21 protein-coding genes and 3 pseudogenes are annotated in these 25,222 nt (G+C 42.1%); 22 read left to right on the top strand and 2 right to left on the bottom strand.

Annotated elements, in window-relative coordinates:
- The first annotated feature begins 25 nt into the window (after nt 1-25).
- The 5 genes from ASL14_RS09155 (at nt 26) to ASL14_RS09135 (ending at nt 6,197) form a co-directional block, all read left to right on the top strand.
- Nucleotides 26-460, top strand: a complete 435-nt coding sequence (locus tag ASL14_RS09155; RefSeq protein ID WP_134911337.1) for a DUF4280 domain-containing protein — start codon at nt 26-28, stop codon at nt 458-460.
- A gap of 11 nt (nt 461-471) precedes the next feature.
- Nucleotides 472-3,507, top strand: a complete 3,036-nt coding sequence (locus tag ASL14_RS09150) for a hypothetical protein (protein ID WP_189338248.1) — start codon at nt 472-474, stop codon at nt 3,505-3,507.
- A 103-nt stretch (nt 3,508-3,610) separates the two neighbouring features.
- Entirely contained in the window at nt 3,611-4,447 is an 837-nt protein-coding gene (locus tag ASL14_RS09145) for a hypothetical protein (RefSeq protein ID WP_039270733.1), read from the top strand.
- 494 nt (nt 4,448-4,941) lie between these two features.
- Entirely contained in the window at nt 4,942-5,664 is a 723-nt protein-coding gene (locus ASL14_RS09140) for a hypothetical protein (RefSeq protein ID WP_134911335.1), read from the top strand.
- Nucleotides 5,665-5,672: 8 nt separating this feature from the next.
- The gene (locus ASL14_RS09135) at nt 5,673-6,197 is read left to right on the top strand and encodes a hypothetical protein (RefSeq protein WP_134911334.1); all 525 of its coding nucleotides are present in this window, start codon (nt 5,673-5,675) and stop codon (nt 6,195-6,197) included.
- A 2-nt stretch (nt 6,198-6,199) separates the two neighbouring features.
- On the opposite strand, the pseudogene ASL14_RS09130 reads toward ASL14_RS09135, so the two are convergent.
- A pseudogene (locus ASL14_RS09130) lies at nt 6,200-6,907 on the bottom strand (IS630 family transposase); the annotation flags it as partial.
- A gap of 542 nt (nt 6,908-7,449) precedes the next feature.
- Here ASL14_RS09130 and ASL14_RS09125 point away from each other — a divergent pair.
- The 16 genes and pseudogenes from ASL14_RS09125 (at nt 7,450) to ASL14_RS09055 (ending at nt 20,609) form a co-directional block, all read left to right on the top strand.
- Entirely contained in the window at nt 7,450-8,490 is a 1,041-nt protein-coding gene (locus ASL14_RS09125; protein ID WP_134910485.1) for an IS630 family transposase, read from the top strand.
- A gap of 425 nt (nt 8,491-8,915) precedes the next feature.
- Nucleotides 8,916-9,866 (top strand): annotated as a pseudogene (locus ASL14_RS09120) (arsenic transporter); the annotation flags it as partial.
- A gap of 82 nt (nt 9,867-9,948) precedes the next feature.
- A pseudogene (locus ASL14_RS29530) lies at nt 9,949-10,044 on the top strand (arsenate reductase); the annotation flags it as partial.
- A gap of 37 nt (nt 10,045-10,081) precedes the next feature.
- Nucleotides 10,082-10,513 carry a protein-tyrosine phosphatase family protein gene (locus ASL14_RS09115; RefSeq protein WP_189338246.1) on the top strand — a complete coding sequence of 144 codons (432 nt, stop codon included), beginning with the start codon at nt 10,082-10,084 and terminating at the stop codon, nt 10,511-10,513.
- Nucleotides 10,514-10,960: 447 nt separating this feature from the next.
- Nucleotides 10,961-11,998 carry an aldo/keto reductase gene (locus ASL14_RS09110; protein WP_134911331.1) on the top strand — a complete coding sequence of 346 codons (1,038 nt, stop codon included), beginning with the start codon at nt 10,961-10,963 and terminating at the stop codon, nt 11,996-11,998.
- 141 nt (nt 11,999-12,139) lie between these two features.
- On the top strand, nt 12,140-12,712 hold the full coding sequence (locus tag ASL14_RS09105) for a TetR/AcrR family transcriptional regulator (protein ID WP_134911330.1): 573 nt from the start codon (nt 12,140-12,142) through the stop codon (nt 12,710-12,712).
- 299 nt (nt 12,713-13,011) lie between these two features.
- The gene (locus ASL14_RS09100; protein ID WP_134911329.1) at nt 13,012-13,764 is read left to right on the top strand and encodes an SDR family NAD(P)-dependent oxidoreductase; all 753 of its coding nucleotides are present in this window, start codon (nt 13,012-13,014) and stop codon (nt 13,762-13,764) included.
- A gap of 49 nt (nt 13,765-13,813) precedes the next feature.
- Nucleotides 13,814-14,899: an alkene reductase gene (locus ASL14_RS09095; RefSeq protein WP_134911328.1), complete on the top strand. Its 1,086-nt coding sequence runs from the start codon at nt 13,814-13,816 to the stop codon at nt 14,897-14,899.
- Between the two features lie 180 nt (nt 14,900-15,079).
- The gene (locus tag ASL14_RS09090; protein ID WP_134911327.1) at nt 15,080-16,078 is read left to right on the top strand and encodes an NADP-dependent oxidoreductase; all 999 of its coding nucleotides are present in this window, start codon (nt 15,080-15,082) and stop codon (nt 16,076-16,078) included.
- Nucleotides 16,079-16,210: 132 nt separating this feature from the next.
- Nucleotides 16,211-16,789 (top strand): TetR/AcrR family transcriptional regulator, encoded by a 579-nt coding sequence (locus tag ASL14_RS09085; RefSeq protein ID WP_134911326.1) that lies wholly within the window; start codon nt 16,211-16,213, stop codon nt 16,787-16,789.
- A gap of 123 nt (nt 16,790-16,912) precedes the next feature.
- On the top strand, nt 16,913-17,695 hold the full coding sequence (locus ASL14_RS09080) for an SDR family NAD(P)-dependent oxidoreductase (RefSeq protein WP_134911325.1): 783 nt from the start codon (nt 16,913-16,915) through the stop codon (nt 17,693-17,695).
- A 173-nt stretch (nt 17,696-17,868) separates the two neighbouring features.
- Nucleotides 17,869-18,321 carry a zinc-binding dehydrogenase gene (locus ASL14_RS09075; RefSeq protein WP_134911324.1) on the top strand — a complete coding sequence of 151 codons (453 nt, stop codon included), beginning with the start codon at nt 17,869-17,871 and terminating at the stop codon, nt 18,319-18,321.
- Between the two features lie 5 nt (nt 18,322-18,326).
- Complete coding sequence (locus ASL14_RS29525) at nt 18,327-18,470, top strand: zinc-binding dehydrogenase (protein ID WP_134914488.1); 144 nt, start codon at nt 18,327-18,329, stop codon at nt 18,468-18,470.
- Between the two features lie 379 nt (nt 18,471-18,849).
- Nucleotides 18,850-19,182 carry an SDR family NAD(P)-dependent oxidoreductase gene (locus ASL14_RS09065; RefSeq protein WP_134911323.1) on the top strand — a complete coding sequence of 111 codons (333 nt, stop codon included), beginning with the start codon at nt 18,850-18,852 and terminating at the stop codon, nt 19,180-19,182.
- A 96-nt stretch (nt 19,183-19,278) separates the two neighbouring features.
- Nucleotides 19,279-19,503 (top strand): cation transporter dimerization domain-containing protein, encoded by a 225-nt coding sequence (locus ASL14_RS09060; RefSeq protein WP_223264267.1) that lies wholly within the window; start codon nt 19,279-19,281, stop codon nt 19,501-19,503.
- 320 nt (nt 19,504-19,823) lie between these two features.
- Nucleotides 19,824-20,609, top strand: a complete 786-nt coding sequence (locus tag ASL14_RS09055; protein WP_237171624.1) for a bile acid:sodium symporter family protein — start codon at nt 19,824-19,826, stop codon at nt 20,607-20,609.
- A gap of 138 nt (nt 20,610-20,747) precedes the next feature.
- Here ASL14_RS09055 and rpoN read toward each other — a convergent pair whose 3' ends face one another.
- Nucleotides 20,748-22,067 (bottom strand): RNA polymerase factor sigma-54, encoded by a 1,320-nt coding sequence (gene rpoN / locus ASL14_RS09050; RefSeq protein WP_189338245.1) that lies wholly within the window; start codon nt 22,065-22,067, stop codon nt 20,748-20,750.
- 260 nt (nt 22,068-22,327) lie between these two features.
- Here rpoN and ASL14_RS09045 point away from each other — a divergent pair, with 260 nt between their 5' ends.
- A complete protein-coding gene (locus tag ASL14_RS09045; protein ID WP_134911321.1) occupies nt 22,328-25,120 on the top strand; it encodes a sigma-54-dependent transcriptional regulator in 2,793 nt (930 codons plus the stop codon).
- Nucleotides 25,121-25,222 lie beyond the last annotated feature (102 nt).

Raw genomic sequence — 25,222 nt, 5'->3', positions numbered from 1 at the left:
AAGGCATGAAAGGGGGAATAGAAGAATGGCAGATAAGTCTCATTCCGATAAGGAACCTATTCAAGCTGGACGGGGAAGTAAACAAGGATATGTTGTTGCTGGAGCGATCTTAAGCTGCAGCTTTGGTACGCAACCGACACGTCTCAAACGTCCGTTCAGTCACGGTGTATATGTAAAAGAGAAAGCGCAAATGAACGTTGGAGATTACTTGCCCGGCACCCATATCAGCAATTTCGGTCGTTGCTCCTGTCCAGCTAATCCAGCGGTCAAAAGTAGTGACATGGTGGATATCTACGGGGTGAAAAAAGCGAACTGTGTTCCGGTCATCACCGGACCCTGGATCGGCGGCAAAAGTGATGTGCTTGTGGAGGGAGAACCAGCCTTGCTGGATCAATGCTCGAATGCGTGCCTATACGGGGGAATGATTCGGATTACAGACGATGGCCAGACGCTGGAGTAAGGAGGTACAAGTTGAATCACACACAAACGATGTTAACGTATACGGAGTTGGAATGTACAGGTCCGTATCCTCTTCAAACGATAAACGAACTGCGTATTGAACGAAAATTAAATGACCATGCCCGGTTAAAGATCAGTGGATGGTTAGATGAAGAACAGAGAGATCAATACATAGAACAGGATCAGGATAACGAACCGGTCATTATCCGTACCAAAACAGAGAATGGTCAGCCTGAACGCATTTTGTTCCATGGTTTACTGGTCCATGCAGAAACACGGATGGTGCGTGGCATCTATTATGTGGAGTTTGAAGCCGTTTCTCATACGATTCAGTTGGATATAACACCTGTAACGCGGTCTTATCAAGATACCTTAATGCCCTACGGAAATTTGATCAAACAAATCGTTCAAAAGTACAATCAAGCCGATGTTATTGATAACATAACAGATAGTACTATCTTGCATGGATTTACTTTACAATATCGAGAGACGGATTGGGCCTTTCTCAAACGGATGGCTTCCCGGTTTGGAACGGTGTTGATCCCAGAGATCTCATTGAATGGACCTAAATTCTGGTTTGGTATGCCTGAGGGGCAGTACGTTGAGATGAAGCATCCGGTTTACCGTACTCGACGTAGTTTTGATCCGAAAAGGATAGCGGAATTCAGCTATATGATGGAGAGTGAAACGCTTGCCCGGCCCGGAGACCTTACGAATTGGAATGGTGAGCAATGGATAGTGGCAGAAGTCATTTCTGAATTGCGGAAAGGGTTGCTGTTACACGAATATGAACTGGTTCACGAACAGGGAATTCAGCAAACAGAGATTTTGTGCCCTCACCTCACAGGAGCTTCATTCGAAGGACGTGTATTAGAAGCTAAATCAGGCCGAATCCGTGTTCATCTTACAGTGGATGAAAAACAAGATCGGGATAAGGCATGGTGGTTTTCATATGCCAGCAGTTACACCGCTGAAGGTCATAGCGGTTGGTACGTCATGCCGGAACGAGGAGATAGAATATCTGTCCGTTTCCCTACAGAGCAGGAGGCGGATGGATATGCGGAGAGTTCCATACGACAAGAGCGAAGCTCGTCACCCAAGCTAGCTGATCCAGCCACCAAGTATTGGGGGACGCCTCATGGCAAGGACATCAAGCTGAGTGCTAGTGAATTGAAGGTGACGGCTAAATCGGAACAGGTTCACATTCAATTGAATGGTTCAGGAATTCAGGTCGTCAGTGAACATGAATTGTCATTGTCGGCAGGTAAGACGCTCTCCTTGCATGCAGACGGGGAGCTGAATATTCAAGCTGTCGAGGCTATTTATTTCAAAGCAGGCAGCAGTAGCTTGGTGTTGGATGGAGAAACGGATATACGGTCCGCTAAGGTACAGCTGGAAGGCACGGTTAAAAGACCGGTTTTTGTTGCTGATTTAGCACCGATTTGGGAACCACCACTAATGTCTGTGAAAGCTTATGCGGAGGCGCAGGCGGCGAAAAGTGCAGCAAACAGCAGTACAGGGGGAAGCTCCAATTCAAGCGTTACATCGAAAGATGGGGGAGCCGTTAAGTCAGCCGTAAACACTCCGAATTCACCGAAGGCTAGTCTACTGGATGGCGTATTGGGATTAGCTCAGAAAGTATGTGATGTGGCTGCGTCTATTCCTGTATTGGGTGCCATACCGAAAGTAGCAAGTCAAAAAATAGCTTCGATCCGTTCCGAAGTGGCTTCCTCCGGACCCTCATCCATAGTTAAATACGCGGCAGCCGGTTTGTCCATGATTGCCAGCGTACCTTCTCATGGGTGGGGAGTGGTGCTGGGGAAGACCGCCAAGGTTGCTGCCCAAACCCTACATGCGCACGCGGAGGAACAGAGGGCCCGTGAACGGCATGCGATGATGGATTTTCTTGGTAAGGTATGGACGAGTGCCAGAGGGTATGGAGAAGTCCAATCCATACATGACTTCATCAACTATGTAAAGGGAGTCAATCAGGCTTCCGTCCAAGCCTATAGTGATATTCCTTCTGATATACGGGAACGCTGGTATCAAAGAAACGTGGATCAACAGTTTGAGGATGCGCTGAATGCTTATTATAATAATCAGGATCTCTCCACAGATATAGTCGCATTAATGGAACATCAGCGGCAGACGGACAACCATTTTCGATATAGTGACAGAGCTTTGATGAGCTCCAAGTATCGGGATGATATGAAAGGATATACGACGGAACAGAAGAAATATCTAATTGATTTTCTGAATTCAATTGACGATTATAGAAAAGAGTATGGGCCGTATAGGGAAAGTCCTTTTATGAAAGACCTGGATAAGACTGAGCGGATTGTGTTCAATGAAATCAAAAAATCTGCTCATGAAAATGTAGAGGCGACATGGGAGCGAATACGTAACTTTCCTAATCTAGATATTCGTCAAATGGTGGCCGATAACTTCCAAGGAAAACAAGACGTAGCAGATAAAATAGTTAAAGTCATAACGGATCCAGATGCTGCTTATGAAAAAGTAAAAAACAGCTCCAAACAAGAAAATGCTCATTTGTTAGTAGATGCAGCATTTACGTTTATTGTTGGAATGAAAGGAAAGAAGCATTCTAAAGATGACGGTGCTTCATCAGGAGGATCGCATAAGAAGGATGATCACACTTCTGAGGGGCCAGAATCTATACCACCTGAGAAATTATTAGGAATTGAACATGCAAATATACTAAATCCAAGAGATTCCTTAAACCAAAAAATTCCGGTAAGAGGCGGTATATCAGGAAAAACAGAAAGTCGTCATTTAACTAAACATGAGAGAATTTTAGCTAATAAAATTCTTGATGATATTTCAGCGCAAGCTCGGGGTGACAAAAGCGCTAGAGCGCGTTTAGAGGCATTAAACGATCATGTTCTTGATAATAGGCGTAATGGGCAGAATTACGCAGGGTGGAATTCTGTATATATACGAGATGAATATGGAAACAATGGTGTAATGCGAATTATTTATAAGCAAACTCCTAAAGGGATTGAGTGGCATGTAGTACAATGGCACTAAGTTTTTCTATGGTAGAATTGTTTTTTTATTGCTAGTAATCTGATATAAAGTCTGTAAAAAAGTTAAATTTAGTAACACTAACAATAGAAGGGGAGAAATTCTGGTGGATGAGAAAGTTAAATATATTAATGAGCTGTTCAAATATCTAACACAAAATAATAATACAAAAGAATATCAAACGTTTTTTGCTCTACTAGAAAAAATAAAATATAATCCTAGCTTGCTTGAGTATTACGGAGAAGAATTTGTAGAATATATGATAGATCTACTCCCGCGTATAGAAGATAAGTATGATCAAGCTTCACTAATAGAAACGATCATTGAATGTTTAGACATTTACACATTTAGTGAAAACTACCTCAAGAAAATCTTTGATAAATATATGTTATGTATAGCTGAAAAAGCTGTTAATGTGAAAGGGATGTCAGCTTGTTTAATAGGGTTTATACAAGCGGGAATTAGTGAAAAAGAAATAATTAAGAAGTTGGAGGAGAATTTAGAGAAAGAGCACTTAATAAGCGTACTCTCAAGAATGTACATCAGTTATCTTGCTAATTCTGTAGAAGCCAAATCTTACTTGATGAAGGAAGTGCAAGAGGCCTATTATTTAAGCCAGCGTTCTGGAATTGTTGCTCAATTTTTATTATTAGTACATCCACACGTTCGGAAATATGCGGGAATAAGTCAGATCACTTTCTTATATGATTCATACAGAGGTGTGTATGAGGATTGCTGGCCAAGAGGGTTACTTCCTAATATGAAAGACACGCTTATTAAGTCAAAGGTGTTGTCATCAAAGGAAGTAAGTATTTTAGAAGAGTTGGATAGGTTAATTAATATGCAAGGAGAAGAATTAGATTCGATGGAAGTCAGAAAATTGTATGAAGATTTTTTCGAAGGTAAAGATCCACTTGAAGTAATCTTTACTTTGCCGATGTAGAAAATTATGTAAAATGATTTTGCCTAACCACTTGATGGTATGTTCCTGGGGTTAAGCGGAGATAGCCCACCTTATTTAGAAGATGCTGGTTTTGTAATAAATACCAATTTCGAGTGAACCCAACATACAAACCAATAACACATATAAACCATGTAATATCTATACAATGATTTCTCCATTACTTTGTACGCACATCAATGCTTGAATTTTATATCCTAAATAATGCTATTCCGTTATATTGAACAGGTTGATTATGGTCAGATACCACCATGATTGACCTGTTTTTTTGCTATTTTCGCTTTCTCGCATTTTTAAGATTAATTGCAGCAATATACATAGAACAATAATTAGGGTGGAAAGAACATTAACCAAGTCTAAAGTATCGGGATGATATGAAAGGATATACGACGGAACAGAAGAAATATCTAATTGATTTTCTGAATTCAATTGACGATTATAGAAAAGAGTACGGGCCGTATAGGGAAAGTCCTTTTATGAAAGACCTGAATGAAACTGAGCGGATTGTGCTCAATGAAATCAAAAAATCTGCTCATGAAAATGTAGAGGCGACATGGGAGCGAATACGTAACTTTCCTAATCTGGATATTCGTCAAATGGTGGTTGATAACTTCGAAGGAAAACAAGACGTAGCAGATAAAATTGTTAAAGTTATAACGGATCCAGATGCTGCTTATGAAAAAACGAAGAACAGCTCCAAACAAGAAAATGCCCATCTGTTAGTAGAAGCAGCATTTGCGTTTGTAGTTGGAAGGAAAGGAAAGAAACATTCTAAAGATGACGGTGCTTCACCAGGAGGATCCCCACATAAGAAGGAGGATCATTCTTCTGAGGGGACGGATAATGGTGGCCCGAAACATAGTGGGGCTGAGCCGAATTTTAGCCCGAATTTCGATAAAAAATTAAAAAAACATGCTCAAGATATCTATGAAACTTCAAGGAATTTAGGTGTTCCAGTTAAAAAAGGGGATAAAGAAGGGATGAAAGAGTTTGTTTCCTCAATTGTAAATGACCCAAAAAATCTCGCTAATTCGAAACCTTTTGAATGGAATACAATCGAGTCTGTAGACGCTTTTGTTAAGGGGGATGCAGTTGTTTTAGTTAATCGACAAACAAACGAAATATTGACTTTCTTAAATAAAAAAGGAGATCGTTTATCAAGTAAGTTAAAATCCGAATTAGATTTGATTGGAGAGTGAGGACGACTATGAATAACTATATAATATCGTTTACAAAAAAGTTTGATTATTTTTTCGAGCAAAAAGAAATCTCAAATATTATTTATTTACATGATGAGGATGATAATGAGAGATTAGACCATGTCCTTTTCCTTGAGAAAGATGATGGTAATGTTATAGGCTTGTATATAAGAGGCATGAATCCGTTAATCTCAGTGAATAGAATTTACGATTTGGATGATTTTAATTTATTTGCAAGTTATGAAGGATTGGTTGAATCTAAGGAAAATATTAAACTCAGAATAGAGTATATAGGTTTGTTTTTTAGTACTCAATACAACGAATTATTGGGTTTCTATTTGGCGAATAACGATGCATCTAGTTCTATATTTATATTATTTTTACAAGATGAAATTTATGTGGAAAAGGATTGTAGTAAATATGAGGCTAGTAGGGCGCTTGAAAAAAGGTTTTCGACTGAAGGTTTTATAACATACGAAAAAAAATGTGAGACTGACTGGAAAAAAATAAACTTCTATATAAACCGCAATTAAGATTAAAACCTAATCAATAGGCGATCAATCGTTTCCATCGTTTGCTTATTGATTCGCTTCATAAACTGGCTGATGTGAAGCTTAATCTTATAAAACTTCTCAAAAAAAACGTTGTTGACCACATCGGATTTGAGCCACAACCATAATCCTTCGACCGGATTCAGGTTTGGACTGTAAGGCGGTAGAAAGACGAGTTGCAGACGCGGATGCTCCTTTAAAAAAGGCTGCAGCCCCGTGGCATGATGAATCCGGCTGTTGTCCAGAATCATAGCCATCTTCCCGATAGGGTATGCCGACAGAAGATCTTGGAGGAAGCGAATAAAGGCCTCCACATCAACCTTTTCTTCTTCACGGTGATACACCTGTCCGGTTTCGTAGTGGATCGCTCCAAACAACTTGGCGCCTTCATGTTTGCCGTACGTTGGCACTTGGCGTTGCTTTCCGCGCGGAAACCAGTTGTATTGAAGCGCTTGATAGGAACGAATCATGGATTCGTCTTCAAACAGCAGATGATCGATCTCTTCAGCTTCCACCTGCTTCTTGAGCTGTGCGAAGGTATGCTTGCGAAAATAAGCCTGCGCCTCCTCGTCGGCATGGGCCAGTGTATAGGTTGCTTTGGTGAAGCTGAAGTTCATCCGTTGTACTGTACTGGCAGGTGCTTCTTGCATTCTCGCGCAATACGCCGCCCTAGAGCCAAGGGCTTGCTCTACGGCCTGTACATGGCAAAAGTCTACAGATGAATTTCGTGAGCATTACAATGTAAAAGAGATTTTAAAAGATAGATACGGCTATATATGCGAGACAGCAATCCAGGATATTTAGCCCCTTTGTAAGCATATTGAGACTTGGTTTAATTTGGAGGATGCAAGACCTGTATCACCTAAAATGCTATGAGTGATCTTTATTAGGTGCGAATAAAGTTTAAAGAGAGGGACATTTATTTAGCGGAAGAGAATGAACATACCCGGGGCCATTATCACATTCAAATCACTAACATAGAACTTAACAAGACATACACCTGACTCATCCTCAAATAGATATTATCTTATGAGCATAATTTCTATCCAATGACAAGCATTAGAAACTGTGTGAGAGATCTACTGATTTAATTAAGAATCAAACTTTAACAGTGAGTGCAATTAGGGTATTATTTTTTACTCATAACCATCTATATAGAACGCAATTAATAAGCTACCAAATTCACTTCAACCGCCAAATCGGGTAATAAAGGGTAACTCACCACAAGGCGGCGATGAAGATGAACAATGAAGAAATCGAGTATTTGAATACAGCGATGAAAAAGGTATCAGACAAACGACTCTACGAAAGGTATCTGGCGGTCCGACTTCGTCTGGAAGGCCATACACTGGAAGAGATCGGTGATATACTCGGACGTGCACGTCAAACCATCAGCCTCTATTGGCACACCTACCAGAAACAGGGCCTGTCCGGTCTTAAAATGGATCACTCTCCTGGACAACCGACAAAACTCACGGAGGAGCAGCGTCGTCAGTTAGCCGCGATGCTGGAGCAGCATCAACCAGCCGATGTAGGTTTTGAAGCTCGGTATACCTGGACACTTCCGCTAGTGGCGGAGTGGATCAAGCAGGAGTTCGGCGTCACCATGAGCGTGCGTGGGATTAGTGCGATGCTGAAGCGGATGAACTTCAGTTTTACCAAAGCCACCTATACGCTAGCTAAAGCCGATGAAGACGCCCAAGCCTTTTTTAAAAAGCACACTTTTGCTGAGCTCAAGAGGCAAGTGGAAGCCGAAAAGATCAATCACTTGCTCTTTGAAGACGAGTCGATGATTCGCTCTTATCAAGCGTTGCAGTACAATTGGTTCCCGCGCGGCCGACAACGCAAAGTGCCTACGTACGGTAAACACGAAGGAGCCAAATTGTTTGGAGCCATTAACTATGAAACCGGTCAGGTGCATCACCGGGAAGAAGAAAAGGCCGACACAGAAGCCTTTATTCGATTTCTCCAGGATCTTCTCACTGCATATCCGAATGGAAAAATCGCTTTAATTCTGGATAACAGCCGGATTCATCATGCCATAGAGTTACAGCCTTTTTTGGAGGAACACTCGCGTCTGCAATTGGTTTTTCTGCCGCCTTACAGTCCAAACCTCAATCCAGTTGAAGGGCTGTGGTTGTGGCTCAAAGCCGATGTAGTGAACAACGTCTTTTTTGAAAAATTCTATAAGATTAAACTTCATGTCAGTCAATTTATGAAGCGAATCAATCAGCAACCGTTGGAAACGATTGATCGCCTGCTTGTCAGGTTATGATCTTAATTGCGGCCTATATATTTAAAAAATATTTAATAAATATACAGTTAACAGTTCTGCAAATCGATTATCTACACTCATAGCTTACCTTACGTCTATACAATTCGGTGAATTTAGTATTATCGGTCTACTCAGAGTTTAGTAGAAGCTGAATTTTTTATATTTTGATCTACCGCTAGTCATAGAAAACGTAAAGTCTCAACCATAATTATATAAAATACAAAAAGTCTCAAGTTACTATATAATTAATCTCATTTGTAACCATAAAAACAGCCTATTTTGTGCTTATTTAGTCTCATTTATAAGCATTACTCACAGTGTGTGTGGTGTCATAATTAATGGAATATTTTCAGATCAAATGAGAAAAAATTTCACAATTGATGAGAAATGAATATTTATGCATTGATATACATTAATTGAGTTACGGTGCGGCCTTAATTTTGACACCGATTGTTCTAGCGATGGTTCGGGCACTGAAATTTGATGAGAAAATGGTTTTCCCTTTCATCATAGCGAGCGGATTTATTGCGGACACGACGTCGCTTCCACTTGTAGTCAGCAACCTGGTGAATATTGTATCAGCCGATTTCTTTGGAATCACCTTTATGGAATATGCGAGTCGCATGATTGTACCTAATTTATTTTCCTTAGCGGCTAGTATCGTGGTACTGTATCTCTTTTTTCGCAAAAGGATTCCCAAAACATTTGATACTGCACAATTAATAACACCTGCAGAAGCGATTAAAGATCCAAAAATGTTCCGCATGTCTTGGATCGTTCTCGCGGTGCTGTTGGTTGGTTACTTTGCATGCGAATTTTTTAGCATTCCCGTTTCGGTGGTAGCCGGGATCATTGCCGTCTTTTTCTTGCTAATGGCGAGAAGAAGCCCTGCGGTCCCCATGAAAGAAGTCATTAAGGGCGCTCCATGGGCCATCGTATTTTTCTCCATTGGGATGTATGTTGTGGTGTATGGCTTGCGTAATGCCGGTTTGACGGATCTGCTGGCTCATGTGATTCAAACGGCTGCCGATCAAGGTATGTTTGTGGCCACCATGGGCATGGGTTTTATCGCGGCGGTTATCTCGTCGGTGATGAATAACATGCCTACGGTCATGATTGATGCGCTTGCTATAGATGCCACCCATACAACAGGTATGATCAAAGAGGCGCTGATCTACGCTAATGTGATTGGATCTGATTTGGGACCGAAAATAACCCCGATTGGTTCATTAGCTACATTGTTGTGGCTACATGTGCTTAGCTCAAAAGACGTGAAAATTTCCTGGGGAACTTATTTTAAAACAGGCATTGTTTTAACGATTCCTACACTTTTTATTACCCTGCTGGGCTTATATCTGTGGTTAATCATTTCATAATTGAACATTAAAGGAGACGTCTATCATGGAAAAAAAGACAATTTACTTTTTGTGTACTGATAATTCTTGCCGAAGTCAAATGGCAGAAGGATCGGAAGAAGAGAAATGGGGCGTCTTCCAGCGGGTTCGTGACCAGGTGGGAGAACGTATTAAACAATTTGCAGAAGCCGGAGAATAGTAGTTACTGCTATTAACTCGATAGAGGGAGAATGATTATGGCGAATTATCACGCGCTTGTTGAGAACAAAGTATATATTGGTGGAGAGAGTGCATTGCTTCAAGTTCTTCGGGAGCAAGAGATCACAGATGTTTTTGATCTGCGAGATAACGGCACAGAGGCAGAAGGATTTCCGGCAAAGGTAACGCGTCATCACTATCCGATTGTGGAAGATGAGACTGGCCAGGAGGCTTCTGTGCAAGCCGCTATTCAGGCTGTTAAAGAAGCGGTAAACAGGGGAAAGACAGCTTATTTCCATTGTGCCGGTGGACGCAATCGTACTGGAACCGTAGCAACTGGAGTGTTACTTGAGCTGGGTTTGGCCACCACAGTGGAAGAGGCGGAAACTTTGGCTAAAGAAAAACGTCCGGATATCCACTTCAAGCAAGAAATGCGTGATGTATTGAAGGGATTTTACCCATCCAAGTAATTAAATCTATACAGTAAAGGGGCTATTTCCTATGGGAGATAGTCCTTATTTTCTTTCAATAAGCATTGATTATGCTATTTTTAGCATTCGAGATTTAATGACAGACCCAATAGGGAATTATCTCTTCAAACGTAATACTTGTTGTCTGACTTCCTTTTGCAGCGATCTATGTTGTTCTTCCATTTCTAACGCTAATGGTATTTGGACCGCAGGTCCTGAGAGAGTAGGACGCAGCCAAGACTCAAAAGACATGCTCGATTAATTGCGGTCATAAATAATTATTATTTACCGGTCGTTCTCAATATGTTATATTGTTGTCGTAGGAGGAATAAACGGGTAAGAAGCCAAGAGTTATGAGAAGTGGTATATGATCTTGCCTTGGAGTTCTTATACGTTTATTAGAATGATCATTCTTATTATAACAGATGGAGAAGGGATGGATTGAACATGGAATATCGTGTATTAGGAAATACAGGCCTTAAAGTAAGCAGTTTTGTATTAGGTACAGGTACATTTGGTTTTTGGGGGAACAACACGGAGAAAGAAGCTGCAGTCATGTTGGATGAAGCTTTGGCTGGAGGAATTAACCTGATCGATACTGCGGATGTCTATTCAAGTGGTCAATCCGAAGAAATTCTGGGTCACATTCTAAAAGAACGCAGACAGGATGTTATTCTGGCCACGAAAGGCGGAATGCCCATGGGTAGTGGACTTAATCAATCCGGTAACTCGAAATATTGGATTAAGCGTGCAGTAGAGGATAGTTTGAGAAGGCTGCAAACGGATCATATCGATTTGTATCAACTACATCAGCCGGATCTCCATACCGATATTGAAGAGAGTCTTGACGCACTTACGGACCTGGTTCGTGAAGGGAAGATTCGCTATATTGGTACATCCAATTTTCAGGCATGGCAAGTGACCGAAGCTCAATGGACTAGCGAACGCAAAAATGTAGCACGTTTTGTCTCTGAGCAAGCCCCGTATTCCATTTTAAACCGAAGTATCGAATTCGATCTGCTTGCTGCCACAGCAAAATATGGAATGGGTGTTTTGGTTTGGAGCCCACTTTCGGGTGGCTTATTAACGGGAAAATACCGTTCAGGAGAAGCTGTCGCCCCGGATTCAAGAGCAGCCACCTTCGCTGGACGCTTAAAATCTGTTGTTGACCCTAGTCGAGAAGAAAACCGCACCAAGTTTGAAGCCATCGCCAAACTCCAAATCCTTGCAGATGAAGCAGGATTAACATTACCTCATCTTGCCATGGCATTCACACAAGCTCATTCGTCCATTACTTCTGCCATTGTTGGGGCAAGAACAATTGAACAACTCCGGGAAACGTTAAAGGGTAGTGACATCCGATTAAGCAGCGATATACTGGATGCGATAGATGCCATTGTTCCACCAGGAGTAACCCTGGATGCGTTGGAAAAAGGTTGGACACCCGATTGGTTACAAGCAGACAAACGAAGAATCCTGCGTTAAATATATAAGATAGGCATCATACCTGTATTCCATACACCAAGAATAAAATCAAGCGACTTATCGTTTGATTTTATTCACGTTCTTCTTTCCAGTTTGCCGATCGTTCACTTCAATGTATAACGATTATTCGAGGTGATTACAATGGCAAGATCCAAGGAATTTGAAGTTAATGAAGTATTAGATAAAGCAATACGCCTGTTCTGGGCACAAGGATATGAGAAAACTTCAATGCAAGAATTGGTTGATTTTATGGGCATTCACCGAAGAAGTATCTATGATACTTTTGGTGATAAGCATGCCTTATTTATGAAGGCACTCGAACGATATGAAACTAAGCAGACCAGCAAAATGAAATTTCTGGTTGAAAAACAAAAACCGGTCAAGGACTTAATTCGAGAAATGTTTGAGTCGACATTAAGAAATGAAGGAGAACCTCTAGGATGTTTCCTCGTGAATTCAGGCGTGGAACTGGGCGTGTTGGATCCAGAAGTTGCATCCCTGGTACAGAAGAGTTATACCCAAACTGAGGAATTATTGACTACCCTTATTCTGGAGGGTCAGCAAACGGGTGAGATCAAGGCTAACTTTGAACCTAGAGTTATTTCCCATTATTTAATGAATGCCTGGTTGGGGCTACGGACGTTGGTTAAGACAACAACGGATCAACAAAAATTAAAGGATATTATTGATATGACACTGTCCGGATTAGATTAAAAGTGTAATTACAACTTATCGGGCAAAAGGAGTCACCTAAATGGCTGTTTTCGCGATACAAGTTCTTGTCCCTCTAGCGGAGGAAAGAACTTGTATCTTATGCCCCAAACAAGACAAGAAATTCGGTCTCAAAATTAAAATTCTTAGCCGCGAAAATAATTCTTTACTGTTCGTTCTAAAATAGATATACTTAAAGCAAGTTAGATCTAACTTTTTTTTACCCAAATAAGAATGATTGTTCTAAATTTGTTTTTGAAATTCATGTACAATAATCTGCATTTTATGAAGGAGAGAATATTATGAAGTACACAGTTATCACAGGAGCAAGTTCAGGAATTGGATATGAGACGGCATTGGCGTTTGCTGCACGTGGCAAAAACTTAATTTTGGTAGCTAGAAGATTAGATAAGTTAGAAGAGCTTAAATCAACAATTCAGGAAATTGATCCTAATGTAAATGTTATTGTTCGTACAAGTGATCTGTCTGTTACAGATCAGGCCTACACACTGTATAACAATTTAAAGGAATACCAAATTGAGACCTGGATTAACAATGCGGGGCTTGGTGAAGCTTCATTTGTAGCAAAACAGAATTTAGATAAAGTTGAAACCATGTTACGTGTTAATATCGAATCCTTGACGATCCTTTCTACACTATTTGTGCGAGATTATGCTGATGTAGAAGGAACTCAGTTAATTAACGTATCATCCGCACTCGGATATGCCATTGCTGTTGGGAGCGTTGCTTATTCTGCATCTAAATACTACGTTAGTGCCTTCACAGAAGGGCTTGCAAAAGAACTAGAACTGAAAGGGGCAAAACTAAAGGCAAAAGTTTTAGCACCAGCTATAACGGAAACGGAATTCGTGAAGAAATCAATAGATGCTGAAGAATTTGATTACAAAGCAAACATGCCTAAGTACCACACTGCCAAACAAATGGCGGGCTTCATGGTAGATCTTTATGATAGCAACGAGGTGGTAGGGATTGTAGACCAGAACTATGATTTCAATCTGAGAGGCGAAATATATCCAATAATTTCAGAATTTTAAATCGAATTAATATATCCGTATAATTTCATTTGAAGAGGAGAGTATCAGAATGGAAAAGTTGTGGAGTAAAACGAAAATTGGAGAAATGGAGTTACCACATCGTTTAGCAATGGCACCAATGACACGTAGTAGATCGCAAGAAGATGGTACACCGGGAGAGCTAACTTCCCTTTATTATGCTCAACGAGCGTCAATGGGACTCGTTATTACGGAAGGTACACAACCTTCTGATGATGGTCAAGGGTACTTATGGTCACCTGGGATCTATACGGATAAGCATATTGAAGGATGGAAAAAGGTTACAGATGCAGTGCATGAAGCAGGTGGATATATGTATATCCAATTAATGCATGCTGGTCGCATGTCGCACCCAGACAATACACCACATCATCGTCAACCTGTTGCGCCATCTGCAATCGCGCCAGGTGTAGAAATGTTTACTGCTAAAGGTATGCAGGACATCCCCGTTCCGCGTGAGTTAAGTAAAGAGGATATTCAAACGACTATTGCAGATTTCCGAAAAGCAGCAGCTGCGGCTATTAAAGCAGGTGCAGATGGCGTTGAAATCCATGGAGCCAATGGCTATCTGATTAATCAATTTATCGGAGAAAATTCGAATACACGGACGGATGAATATGGGGGATCTATAGAAAATCGTGCTCGCTTCGCGATTGAAGTAACGAAAGCCATTGTCGAAGAAATTGGAGCAGAAAGAACAGGCTTCCGTATCTCGCCAGGGACACCTCTTGGTGGGATTCAAGATGGTGAACAAGGTCCTGAACTTTATCGTTATCTTGTAAAAGAATTAGCTCAATTGGATTTAGCTTACCTTCATGTCATGCATCTTGGAAACGAAAAACTGCTCCAAGACATTCGTTCAATCTGGACGAATCCTTTGTTAGTCAATCGTGCTGGACGAGCTCTGGAGGATCTTAGCGTGGATATAGATAGTGGCCTTGCTGATCTGGTGCCTGTTGGCGTATGGTCATTAGCCAATCCGGATTTAGTGGAACGACTTCAAAAAGGTGCGCCATTGAATGAAGCAGATCCGACAACATTCTTTGGTCTGGGAAGTAAAGGTTACACGGATTATCCTACGATGGAAGAATTAGAATCGCAAGAGGGGCTACAATAGCATAAAGGGTGAAACATGGCGTACAACTGAAAATTGTGCGCCATGTTTTTAGTCTAAGGATGTTCGATGTTTTCAAAAAAACGTATTTGATAAAAAATGGTATAGCGAGCGGGTCAACCTAAAAACTCGATTGCGTTCATGGTGTGCTACCCCAAAATTAGCAAAGGAAGAGGATGAAACATGAGAGCAGCACAAATACAGAAATATTCAAAAAAAATCCAAGTGGAATTAAATGATATTAACATACCACAGATCAATAGCCACGAGGTACTTGTCAAAGTAAAAGCTGCAGGTGTAAATCCACTGGACATTCTTAATTTGAATGGCAGCGTTCGGTTGATTGCCGACTATGAGTTGCCATTAACTTTAGGAAATGAACTATCTGGCGTTATTGAAGCCGTTGGTGATGATGTTTTGAATTTTAAGGTTGGTGACCCTGTGTATACGAGGTTGCCATTTGCTAAAATCGGTGCTTTTGCTGAATATGCGGCCGTGAATGAAGATGCTTTATCCATCATGCCTGAAAATCTATCTTTCATTGAAGCTGCTGCGGTACCCCTTACTGCCTTGACTGCTTATCAAGCGTTACACGAAGTACTCGATGCCCAGCCGAATAAAAAGCTATTCATTCCTGGAGGAACCGGAGGCTTCGGCGCTATGGCAATCCCCATTGCCAAATCAATGGGATTATATGTTATTACAAGTGGCAGTGAAAGAGGCAGATCACGTACACTGTCGATCGGGGCTGACCAATTCATAAATTATAAGGCAAAGAACTATGCTGACATACTGTCCGATATCGATTATGTGATCGACACCTTGGGTACCAAAGAGATCAAAGCTGAACTGGGCATTTTAAAACCACAAGGCAAATTGGTATCATTGAAAGCCGGACCTAATTATCGCTTTGCGGTTGACAATCATTTTCCGATGTGGAAAAAAGCATTGTTTGGTCTAGTGGGTGCTCGCTTAGATTCTTTAGCGCGTAAACATCAAAATGAATATCGTTTTTTATTTGTGCAAGCCAATGGAAGTCAATTACAAGAAATCACTAAACTTGTTGAAAAAGAAAATATCAAGCCTTCTATAGATTTAACTTATACGTTTGATGACATTAATAAGGCGTTGATTAAAGTGTCGACGGGCCACTCCCAGGGCAAAGTGATTGTGACCTTCTAAACTACAAGCAACTTAAGTGGTGTTGCTCGCGTGTTCTGAGAATAAACAAAGTATACTGTAAAACGAAGTAAGGGGGACTACGAGATCATCATTTTATTCAATGATCTTTTTTCTTGACAGGAGGGAATTCAAATGGCCAGAAGCAAAGAGTTCGAAGAGTCCGTTGTATTAGATAAAGCGATGAGACTTTTTTGGGAACAGGGCTACGAGAAGACATCCATGACCGATCTGGTCGAGCATATGGGAATCCATCGCAGAAGCTTGTATGACACATTTGGCGACAAACATACGCTGTTTCTAAAGGCAGTAGAGCTTTATGATAATAAAATTAGCACCGCACTTGCAGCAGGGGTAAAAAGCTCCAAAACTGCAACGGAAGCACTTCAGTTTATTGTTGGCTTCTTGATCTGCGGAGAAGAGAATCCAGCTTTTGGCTGCTTAATGGTGAATTCGACGGTGGAATTGGCGGCGCGTGATGCCGATATTAATAACAAATCAATTGAAGTGTTTTCGACTGCAGAGCAACTATTCAAGGACATTATTCTGTGGGGGCAGCAAGACGGTGAATTCACATCTGAGTACGACGCAAGGGAATTGGCGGAATATCTGCATAATGTGGGGGTTGGGTTAAGAGTGATATCCAAAACTTCGATTACAAAAGAAAAACTTCGCCGTATAGCTAATCTATCCATGCAGCTTATAGTAAAATGACAGTTTTTTTCATATTACTAGAATGTTCGTTCTCCTATTTGTTTCTACACCGTGCATTTCAGCGAGCTAAAAAACGGTATTAAATGGTTTAAATTTTAAAATAAAAAAGAGGTGGGCTACAAAATGAGAAAGACAGTTCTTATCACAGGGGTATCCGGTGGGATCGGTAAAGAGTTAGCAGATCGTTTTGCCAAGGGGGGACATGATATTGTACTGGTAGCTCGCAGTGAGGGTAAGATTTTGGAGCTTGCGCAGGAGTATGAGAGGAAATATGGCATTCAGGCGACGGTCATTGCCAAGGATGTTGCAGCACCTGGGGTTCCGGAGGAAATTTTCACGGAGCTTAAAGAGAAGGGGATCATCGTTGACTATCTTGTCAACAATGCCGGCTTCGGTTTGTTTGGGACTTTTATGGAGACAGATATGGAGCAAGAAATAAATATGATTGACATCAATATCAAGGCTCTAACGGTTATGACGAAGCTTTTCCTGCCGGATATGATCAAACGTGGGCAAGGCGGAGTGATGAATGTGGCTTCGTTGGTGGGCTTCTTCCCTGGACCTATGATGTCGGTTTATTACGCGACGAAGGCGTACGTGCTATCGTTCACTGAGGCTTTGGAGAACGAAGTAAGCGGCACAGGAGTTACTGTGACGGCACTGTGCCCAGGGCTGACATCAACCGGTTTTGTTGATCGTTCGGGTATGGGGGCCTCGAAGATGCTGAATGGCGCGATCATGGATGCTGGGCAGGTGGCTGAAGAAGGATATCGCGGCTTCTTGCGTGGCAAGACGTTAATAATGCCTGGTGCTCGAAACAGGTTCATTGCGTTTATGCCGCGGTTGCTGCCGCGTAAGATGATGACCCGTGTGATTAGATCCTCACAGGACAGAAGGGGTCATTAATCCGAATGAGAAACGATAAACACTGAACGGTTGAATCGATCTCGGTTCTCCGGTATCTGTTTTAACAAACATCCTAAAAGGAGCTGACCAACTTGATCTATTATGATTCCTCTCAAGGAAATTAAAAGAAATACGACTTTAACACAGGAAATGTTGCGAAGCAGCTTAACGATATGAGTCTGGGTCATCAAAAGGAAAGGAGTGTTATCCCCGGCGGTACGGAGGGCTTTGGTCAGATTGCCGTTCCTTACGCGAAGTCACAAGGTCTGTTCGTTACCGTGAGTGGTAGTGGATCCGCACGTGCCTTGTCCCAAAGACTCGAGGCAGATGAATTTATCGACTATACAACGCAAGACTATACTGACATGTTGACAGACTATGATTACGTTATTGATAATCGGGGAGCCAGCGAATTTAGCAAACAAATGAAGATACTGAAGCCCGGTGGTAAATTAGTGTCATTAAACGCAGGTCCCAATGCCCGCTTTGCTAATCAAATCGCAGAATTGTCTACGTCAAAGAAAATCCTCTTCAGTTTACTGGGAACACCTTTTGATGGGGTCGCCAAAAATGGCAAAAGAAAAGTAATGACTTTTTATATGTACAACCGAATGGTGAGCAATTAGCCGCTATCACACAGTATCTTGAAAAAACAACCATTAAACCGGTGATTGATACCGAGTATGCCTTTGACCAAGTGAATGCCGCGATTACTAAGATTGCGACGGGGCATAGCCAAGGGAAAGTCATATTGATAGTAGATGACAAAGAATGAAACAACGAGATTAGTGACAACTGGGACGTCCGGAATTGACTTGCAACGTTTTTCTCGAGAGGGGAAGTATCTAGATCATAAAAATGCATCAACGATGCAGTAAAGGACACCCCCTGACTCATTGGGATAGCGGCAGATGTATTCTATAAGCGTTGACCAGCTTGCGCGATTACTAGCGATCTGCTATCCCAATTAGAAATCGCCTTCATGAAGAAGGTATTATTTTTGATGAAAATATCACATATGTGATATTTGCTTAGAAATTACTGGCGCTCCAAGAGGAATAGGTAAAAGGATAGCTATAGACTTAACACAGTATGGTGCAAAGGTCGTTGTGAATTTCACGCCAGTGCAGAGTAAACTGCAGATGTCGTAGAGCATAAAGAAAGCTGGCGGAGAAGCGATTACTGTCCCTGCCGACGTCAGCCGCTTGAGCGAGCTTGAGAAATTATTTCAAGTAACTCTCGTAGCTTTCGGCAAGCTTGATATTGTTATTAATAACGCGGGAATCATTATTACTAAATCCATTGCAGAGATCACGGAAGCGGATTTTGACATGCTGTTCGCTACGAATGTAAAAGGGAGCTATTTCTCTTCTCAAGAAGCGGTGAAACAGTTGATACTGAGTTTTTCACGTTTGGTAAAACCAGAACGAATCCATGCGTTTGCCAATATGAACGCGTTTGGTGGCTTTTTTGTTCTAACGATGTAAGTTCTTGTCCCAAGCTAAGGACAAGAACATGTATCTAAGCCGATTTGATAATTATCTAATTAAATGAAACATGTTAAAAAACAGGATGCAAGCTTTATGTTGAGCTTTAGTTGCTCTGCACATGGAATTGTCGATCTTCATGTATGGGCGTTATCATCAGATGTTCTATTGCTGAACTATCATATTGTTATTCAAGATCCAATGTACAGTAGTGTTGTGATGGAGCAGGCACAAAAATTGTTCAATGAACAATACAAGATCAAGCATATTACGATACAGATCGACAGACCGGGAACCCAATGTCATATTGCACATCAATAGCAAAAAAACTTTGAAGAGATCTACACTATGTGGGTCTCTTCTGCTGTAACACGGTGTGTTTTTAAATAAATGATGATTTCTTTCGTTTACGAATTGGCGCTGCAAGGTCTATACTATGGTGTAAAAAAAGGAAGTTATGTATGTTCAGAACGTTGAATCGGAGACTAAATGCAGCTATGCCGCTGATCACGCCCATCAGCATTCTAATCGGCGTCCTGATCGGTACGCCGTTGTCGGAATACACCGGATTCTCTCCCTGGCTGTTTGCATTCATGACCTTCGCGGGCAGTATCAGCATGGGTTTCAAAGATTTCGTCCATGTGATAAAGCATCCCGGTCCGCTGATCGCCTGTCTGTTTATTCTTCACTTGGCTATGCCGCTGCTCGCGATGATGCTTGGACATCTCGCTTTCGGCGACGATCCTTATACGATTACCGGGCTTATTCTTGGTGCGGCCATCCCTACGGGCATTTCCAGCTTCGTGTGGGTCAACATCTACAAAGGCAATACGGCCCTGACGCTAGCCATCATTCTGATCGATACGATATTAGCCCCATTCGCCGTGCCCGGCATTATGTCCCTGCTGGTGGGAGCGGATGTACAACTTGATACTTGGGCAATGATGCAGAGCCTGTTCTGGATGATTGTCGTTCCTTCGCTAATCGGCATGGTGTTGAACGAATGGACCAAAGGGAAGATCAAGCAGGTGTGGGAACCTCGGCTGGGCCCGTTCTCCAAGTTGGCTATGGCTCTTGTCGTGATGATTAACGGATCTGTAATCGCGCCATATCTGGTCGATTTTAATCTAAAGCTTGTTGGGGTATGCCTATCGATAATCGCCCTTGCTTCCACTGGATATGTGATCGGTTACCTGATCTCCAGGCTGATGGGGTGGAACGATGCCGATCGTACGGCGCTTGTCTTTAACGGCGGCATGCGCAATATCAGCGCAGGAGCCGTGCTTGCTATCACCTACTTCCCAGCTCCGGTAGCGCTGCCTGTTGTGCTCGGAATGATTTTCCAACAATCCACCGCGTCTCTGGTCGGATTTCTGTTGAGCCGCCATGACCGAGGCAAGGCCAAGGAGCGGCGAATCGCCGCCTAGACCTACTCAATGGGAAAGTATTTTTGATATTTGGACAATAGGATAGTTTTTGAGTTTGATCTTGCCGCTCCTTCATATTCACAACGGCTTTCCCCTGAGTAAGGTGGCAGGGCTATAACCGATATGGTCACCGAAGCTTTAATAAATTTTTCTCCTGCTAGAAGAAAGATATCCAAGCTCTTCCCGGTATTTGGCCACCGTTCTGCGTGACAACTCCAGCCCTTCCTTTGCCAGCAGTTCTGTGATTGCCTGATCCGAAAACGGTTTTTGCTTCTCTTCGTCGTCGATGATCTGCTTAATACGCATTTTTGCGCTCTCCGATGAAGTGGCATCTCCGTCTTTCGAAACTAGGGCGGAGGTGAAAAAATATTTGAGCTCGAACATTCCACGGGGCGTCTGCATGTATTTATTACTGACCGCCCGGCTGATCGTGGATTCGTGCAAGCCGGTTATTTCAGCAATTTCCTTTTGGGTCATCGGTTTGAGGTAATGAACGCCATGCTCGAAAAATTCCCACTGTCTATCAACAATGGCTTGGGCTACACGCATCAGGGTCAGGCGGCGTTGCTCAAGGCTATGAATTAGCCATAATGCCGTATTCATCCTCTCATGAAGAAACTGCTTCTCTTCCCCCATCGTCTGCTCCCGGAGCATACGCTGGTAAAAAGGATTAATCCCGACGCGTGGGACTGTGATATCATTAACTGTCACAAGATAGTCGTTCTTGGATTTTTCAACCGAGATATCTGCTATATGATACTGGTGTTCATATTGGGCAAATGCCGCTCCTGGACAAGGATTCAACTTGCGTATTTGGTCGGTTATTTGCTGTACCTCACGAATGTTGATAGCCAGAGCATCCGCGATTTTTTGTATGCGGTTACATGAAAGGTTGACCATATGGTGTCGCACGATCTCTTCCAGGTAAACACCAACCTTGCCAGCATACCGTAGCTGCAAAAGAAGACATTCCTCCAGGCTGCGAGCGGCGATTCCTGCCGGTTCAAAGCCTTGGATCAGAGCGAGTATATTTTCAACCTCTTCGGTGGGGACGTCAAGTATTCCAGCAACTGTACTTACATCCAACTCGAGGTAGCCTTTTTCATTTAAATTCCCAATAAGAAACATGGCAATCATCTGTTGTAGCTTGGATAACCCGCGGACCATCCCGAGTTGCGCTTTGAGATGTCTATATAAATTATCTGCAGGGTTAGAGACAAAATCCAGAAGATCTACCGGATTATCGTTTTTTCGTGGTGAATATTCTTCCTCTTTACTCATTCTTTCGATGGACATGTCGATCTCTGTCAAATCAATAATTGGATTTTCATTCGCTTGCTCATGAAGATAGGACATTAGATCGGCTGAAGAATATTGAAGGATCGTGATGGCTTGTCGTAATTCAGGAGTCATAGCCAGCCTGAATGCTTGCTCTTGCTGTAATCCGTATCGTATCATTTTATCTCATCTCCTTGCTGGGCAGCAACAAAGCCTTTAATATGGTTTCAATACCAATTTATTCTTGAAGCTTATGCAATTATACTGCCAACCTCTGATTTTGGAAAATAAGTGAATTGAGTGGGTTGAGTATGAATTTTGGATAGATCTAATGAAGGGTATCACATTACTGATTATCTTGTCAGTTGCTTTTTTTGTAGAGGATTACTTCTTTTTTTATATACTAATTAAATGAGAACTCGTCAGGCTGGGGGAATACTGTGAAACGAATTGATGAGATTTTAGAGTATATTGCCAAAGGCACAAAGAAACTGTCGGTAGAGGCTTTGCTGGATGGCGATGGAATTACGGCTGCGGAAATAGCCGATCGTCAGAATATGCTAAGAAATAATGTAAGCAAGGAGCTTAATAGCCTACTTCGCGCTGACTTGATTATTAAAATCAAGGGAAGACCCGTCAAGTTTTTGCACAAGCAGGTAATCGAGGAGATTTTTACGGTTCAGCTTAAAGAGAGACAAATCCAAGTAAACAGCATTAATGAAATATTGCTGCCTGGAGAGCAAGTCGATCCGTTTCACGCCTTAATCGGTTTCATGGGCAGTATGAGAAATCAGGTTGAGCAGGGAAAAGCGGCAATATTATACCCGCCGAAGGGTCTGCATACGCTGATTGTGGGGCAGACTGGCGTAGGAAAAACGATGTTTGCCAGATTAATGTATAATTATGGAAAATATATGAAGCGGTTTTCGGAGCAAGCACCATTTATCGTATTTAACTGCGCCGATTATTACAATAACCCTCAACTGCTACTTTCCCATATTTTTGGACATGTGAAAGGGGCGTTTACCGGGGCTGATCGGGAAAAAGAGGGACTGGTCGAGAAAGCGGATGGAGGCATCCTGTTTTTGGATGAGATTCACCGGTTGCCTCCAGAAGGCCAAGAAATGATTTTTTATTTCATGGACACGAACAGTTACAACAAATTGGGCGAGTCGGAGCGTAAGCGGGATGCGAATGTGCTGCTCATCGGCGCTACGACAGAAGATCCCAGTTCTTCCATGCTTAAAACCTTTATCAGACGGATACCGATTACGATCAACATTCCTTCCCTGCAAGAACGAGCAGTTGAAGAGCGGTTTTTGATCCTGAAGCATCTCTTCGCAAACGAGGCCCATCGTGTTAACAAGCCCATTAGGGTTGAATTGGAAACTGTAAAAGCACTGATTGGCAGCGTAACCTATGGCAATATCGGCCAGTTGAAATCGAACATTCAGCTTGTATGTGCCAAAGGATTTTTGAACAGCATACATGAAAATAAGGAAGAGATTGAACTTGATTTTAAAATTTTGCCCGGAAATATCAAGGAAGGTCTATTTAATATGGGGAAAAACCGCAAGGAGATTGCCGAAATGGAAATGGTCAACTCCTCGCTGTATATCACTCCTGAAGGCAGCAAAGGAATGGATGAAGCAGACGCTTCTGAACTGCCGTTCAACCTGTACAAATTGATTGAAGACAAAATAGGTATGCTGAAGGAAGAAGGACTTGACGACAGCTTTATCAATAAGTTTATTACTACAGATGTCAATATTCATATCAAAAGCTTCTATAACCGATTTTATAACATCAAAGGGGGACGGGAACGGATCCTTAAAATCGTGGGTAGAAATATCCTGGAGTTTGCTGAACAGGTGCAGGAGATGGCTCAAAAAGAACTGAACAGAAATTACAGCGACAGGTTTGTTTATGCCTTCAGCCTTCATTTGAGTGCCTTTTTAAAGCGAATCCGAGAGAAGAAATACATCAGCAAACAAATCTATGACCCGATGAATGATCAGGATGAGGAATACAGACTGGCACTGATTATCAAGGAGTTGATCGAGTCCAAGTTTGAAGTCAGCGTACCCGATGCCGAGACTACCTATGTGGCGATTCTCCTGAAATCGGTGGAGGAGGAGCATCAAGGAAATGTGGGGATCATCGTAGCTGCACATGGCAACAGTACGGCGAGCAGTATCGTCGGCGTCGTCAATAGCCTGCTGGGAAGCTCAAATATTTGTGCAGTAGATATGCCTTTGGATGTTAGTCCCAGGGAAATTCTAGAGGTTGTTATTGATAAAGTAAAGGACATTGACAATGGCAGAGGCGTATTGCTGCTAGTTGATATGGGCTCCCTGCTCAACCTTGAAGCAACCATTATGGAACGCGTCGGGATCAAGGTGAAGACCATTGATATGGTATCAACTCCCCTTACGTTGGAGGCCGTGCGGAAGGCCAGTATTTTTGATATGAATATAGAGGAAATTTACCAATCCCTGAAGGATTTTCGTGGATATAACAATGGAAATGCCGAAGTGAAAGCAGAGAAGGTCAGTAATAAGGTGATCGTGACGGTTTGTTCTTCCGGCAAAGGCGCCGCAGTCAAGCTGAAGGAGTTTGTGGAGAAGGTCGTTTACGACTTAACAGAAGAGAAAATCGTCGTTGTACCGGCAAAAGTCAGGGAATTGGATAAAACGGTGAAAGATTTACGGGCCAAGCATACGATTCTTGCAGTGATTGGAGTTAAGCGGCCAAGCGAGCTGAATGTACCGTTTATTCCTTTGGAAAAACTGATCGAGGCAAGCGGTGAGCATGCATTAAGAGAACTGTTGCTGAACAATCAACTGCCTGTTATGCATGCTAACGAAAGCGTAGTCGTTAGAGAGCTATGTGAGGATACGCTAAAGGAGTTTATGACTTATTTGAATCCCCACAAAATTTTGGGGATCTTGATGAAATTTATCGAACAGCTGGAACAGGAACTGGAAGTCGATTTTCATTATGCAAAGAAAGTTCAACTTGCCGTTCATACGGCTCATGCCATGGAACGAATGGTCATTGGAGAAGGGTTAGTATATCAGGGGGATGTACCCTTGCTTGATCAACGAATTCTCGATGCGGTGAACCATTCCTGCAATATATTTGCTTCCAGTATGAACATGAAGCTGACCAATGATGAAAAATATTATATTTGTGAAATCTTAAGCGAAGTATATAACTGTATTCCCGAGTAATGGCGTAAGTGTATAAAACGCTTTCAGATGTGTATCAATAATGCGGATGTTGAAAATAAGCATATGGCGAGAAAAGACCAAATCCCTGGAACAGCCGAGGGG

It is taken from the genome of Paenibacillus sp. IHB B 3084, assembly GCF_001447315.1.
Lineage (GTDB): Bacteria > Bacillota > Bacilli > Paenibacillales > Paenibacillaceae > Paenibacillus.
Note: the sequence above shows the minus strand (reverse complement) of the source record. Positions and strands in the feature narration are given on the sequence as shown.

Bases quoted from the DNA above. Each gene is read 5' to 3' on its own strand.
- ASL14_RS09125 (WP_134910485.1), top strand. From the start codon at position 7,450: ATGAAGATGAACAATGAAGAAATCGAGTATTTGAATACAGCGATGAAA.
- ASL14_RS09110 (WP_134911331.1), top strand. From the start codon at position 10,961: ATGGAATATCGTGTATTAGGAAATACAGGCCTTAAAGTAAGCAGTTTT.
- ASL14_RS09090 (WP_134911327.1), top strand. From the start codon at position 15,080: ATGAGAGCAGCACAAATACAGAAATATTCAAAAAAAATCCAAGTGGAA.
- ASL14_RS09140 (WP_134911335.1), top strand. From the start codon at position 4,942: ATGAAAGACCTGAATGAAACTGAGCGGATTGTGCTCAATGAAATCAAA.
- ASL14_RS09080 (WP_134911325.1), top strand. From the start codon at position 16,913: ATGAGAAAGACAGTTCTTATCACAGGGGTATCCGGTGGGATCGGTAAA.
- ASL14_RS09075 (WP_134911324.1), top strand. From the start codon at position 17,869: ATGAGTCTGGGTCATCAAAAGGAAAGGAGTGTTATCCCCGGCGGTACG.
- ASL14_RS09115 (WP_189338246.1), top strand. From the start codon at position 10,082: ATGGCGAATTATCACGCGCTTGTTGAGAACAAAGTATATATTGGTGGA.
- rpoN (WP_189338245.1), bottom strand. From the start codon at position 22,067: ATGATACGATACGGATTACAGCAAGAGCAAGCATTCAGGCTGGCTATG.
- ASL14_RS09095 (WP_134911328.1), top strand. From the start codon at position 13,814: ATGGAAAAGTTGTGGAGTAAAACGAAAATTGGAGAAATGGAGTTACCA.
- ASL14_RS09155 (WP_134911337.1), top strand. From the start codon at position 26: ATGGCAGATAAGTCTCATTCCGATAAGGAACCTATTCAAGCTGGACGG.
- ASL14_RS09135 (WP_134911334.1), top strand. From the start codon at position 5,673: ATGAATAACTATATAATATCGTTTACAAAAAAGTTTGATTATTTTTTC.
- ASL14_RS09060 (WP_223264267.1), top strand. From the start codon at position 19,279: ATGTTGAGCTTTAGTTGCTCTGCACATGGAATTGTCGATCTTCATGTA.
- ASL14_RS09085 (WP_134911326.1), top strand. From the start codon at position 16,211: ATGGCCAGAAGCAAAGAGTTCGAAGAGTCCGTTGTATTAGATAAAGCG.
- ASL14_RS09100 (WP_134911329.1), top strand. From the start codon at position 13,012: ATGAAGTACACAGTTATCACAGGAGCAAGTTCAGGAATTGGATATGAG.
- ASL14_RS09105 (WP_134911330.1), top strand. From the start codon at position 12,140: ATGGCAAGATCCAAGGAATTTGAAGTTAATGAAGTATTAGATAAAGCA.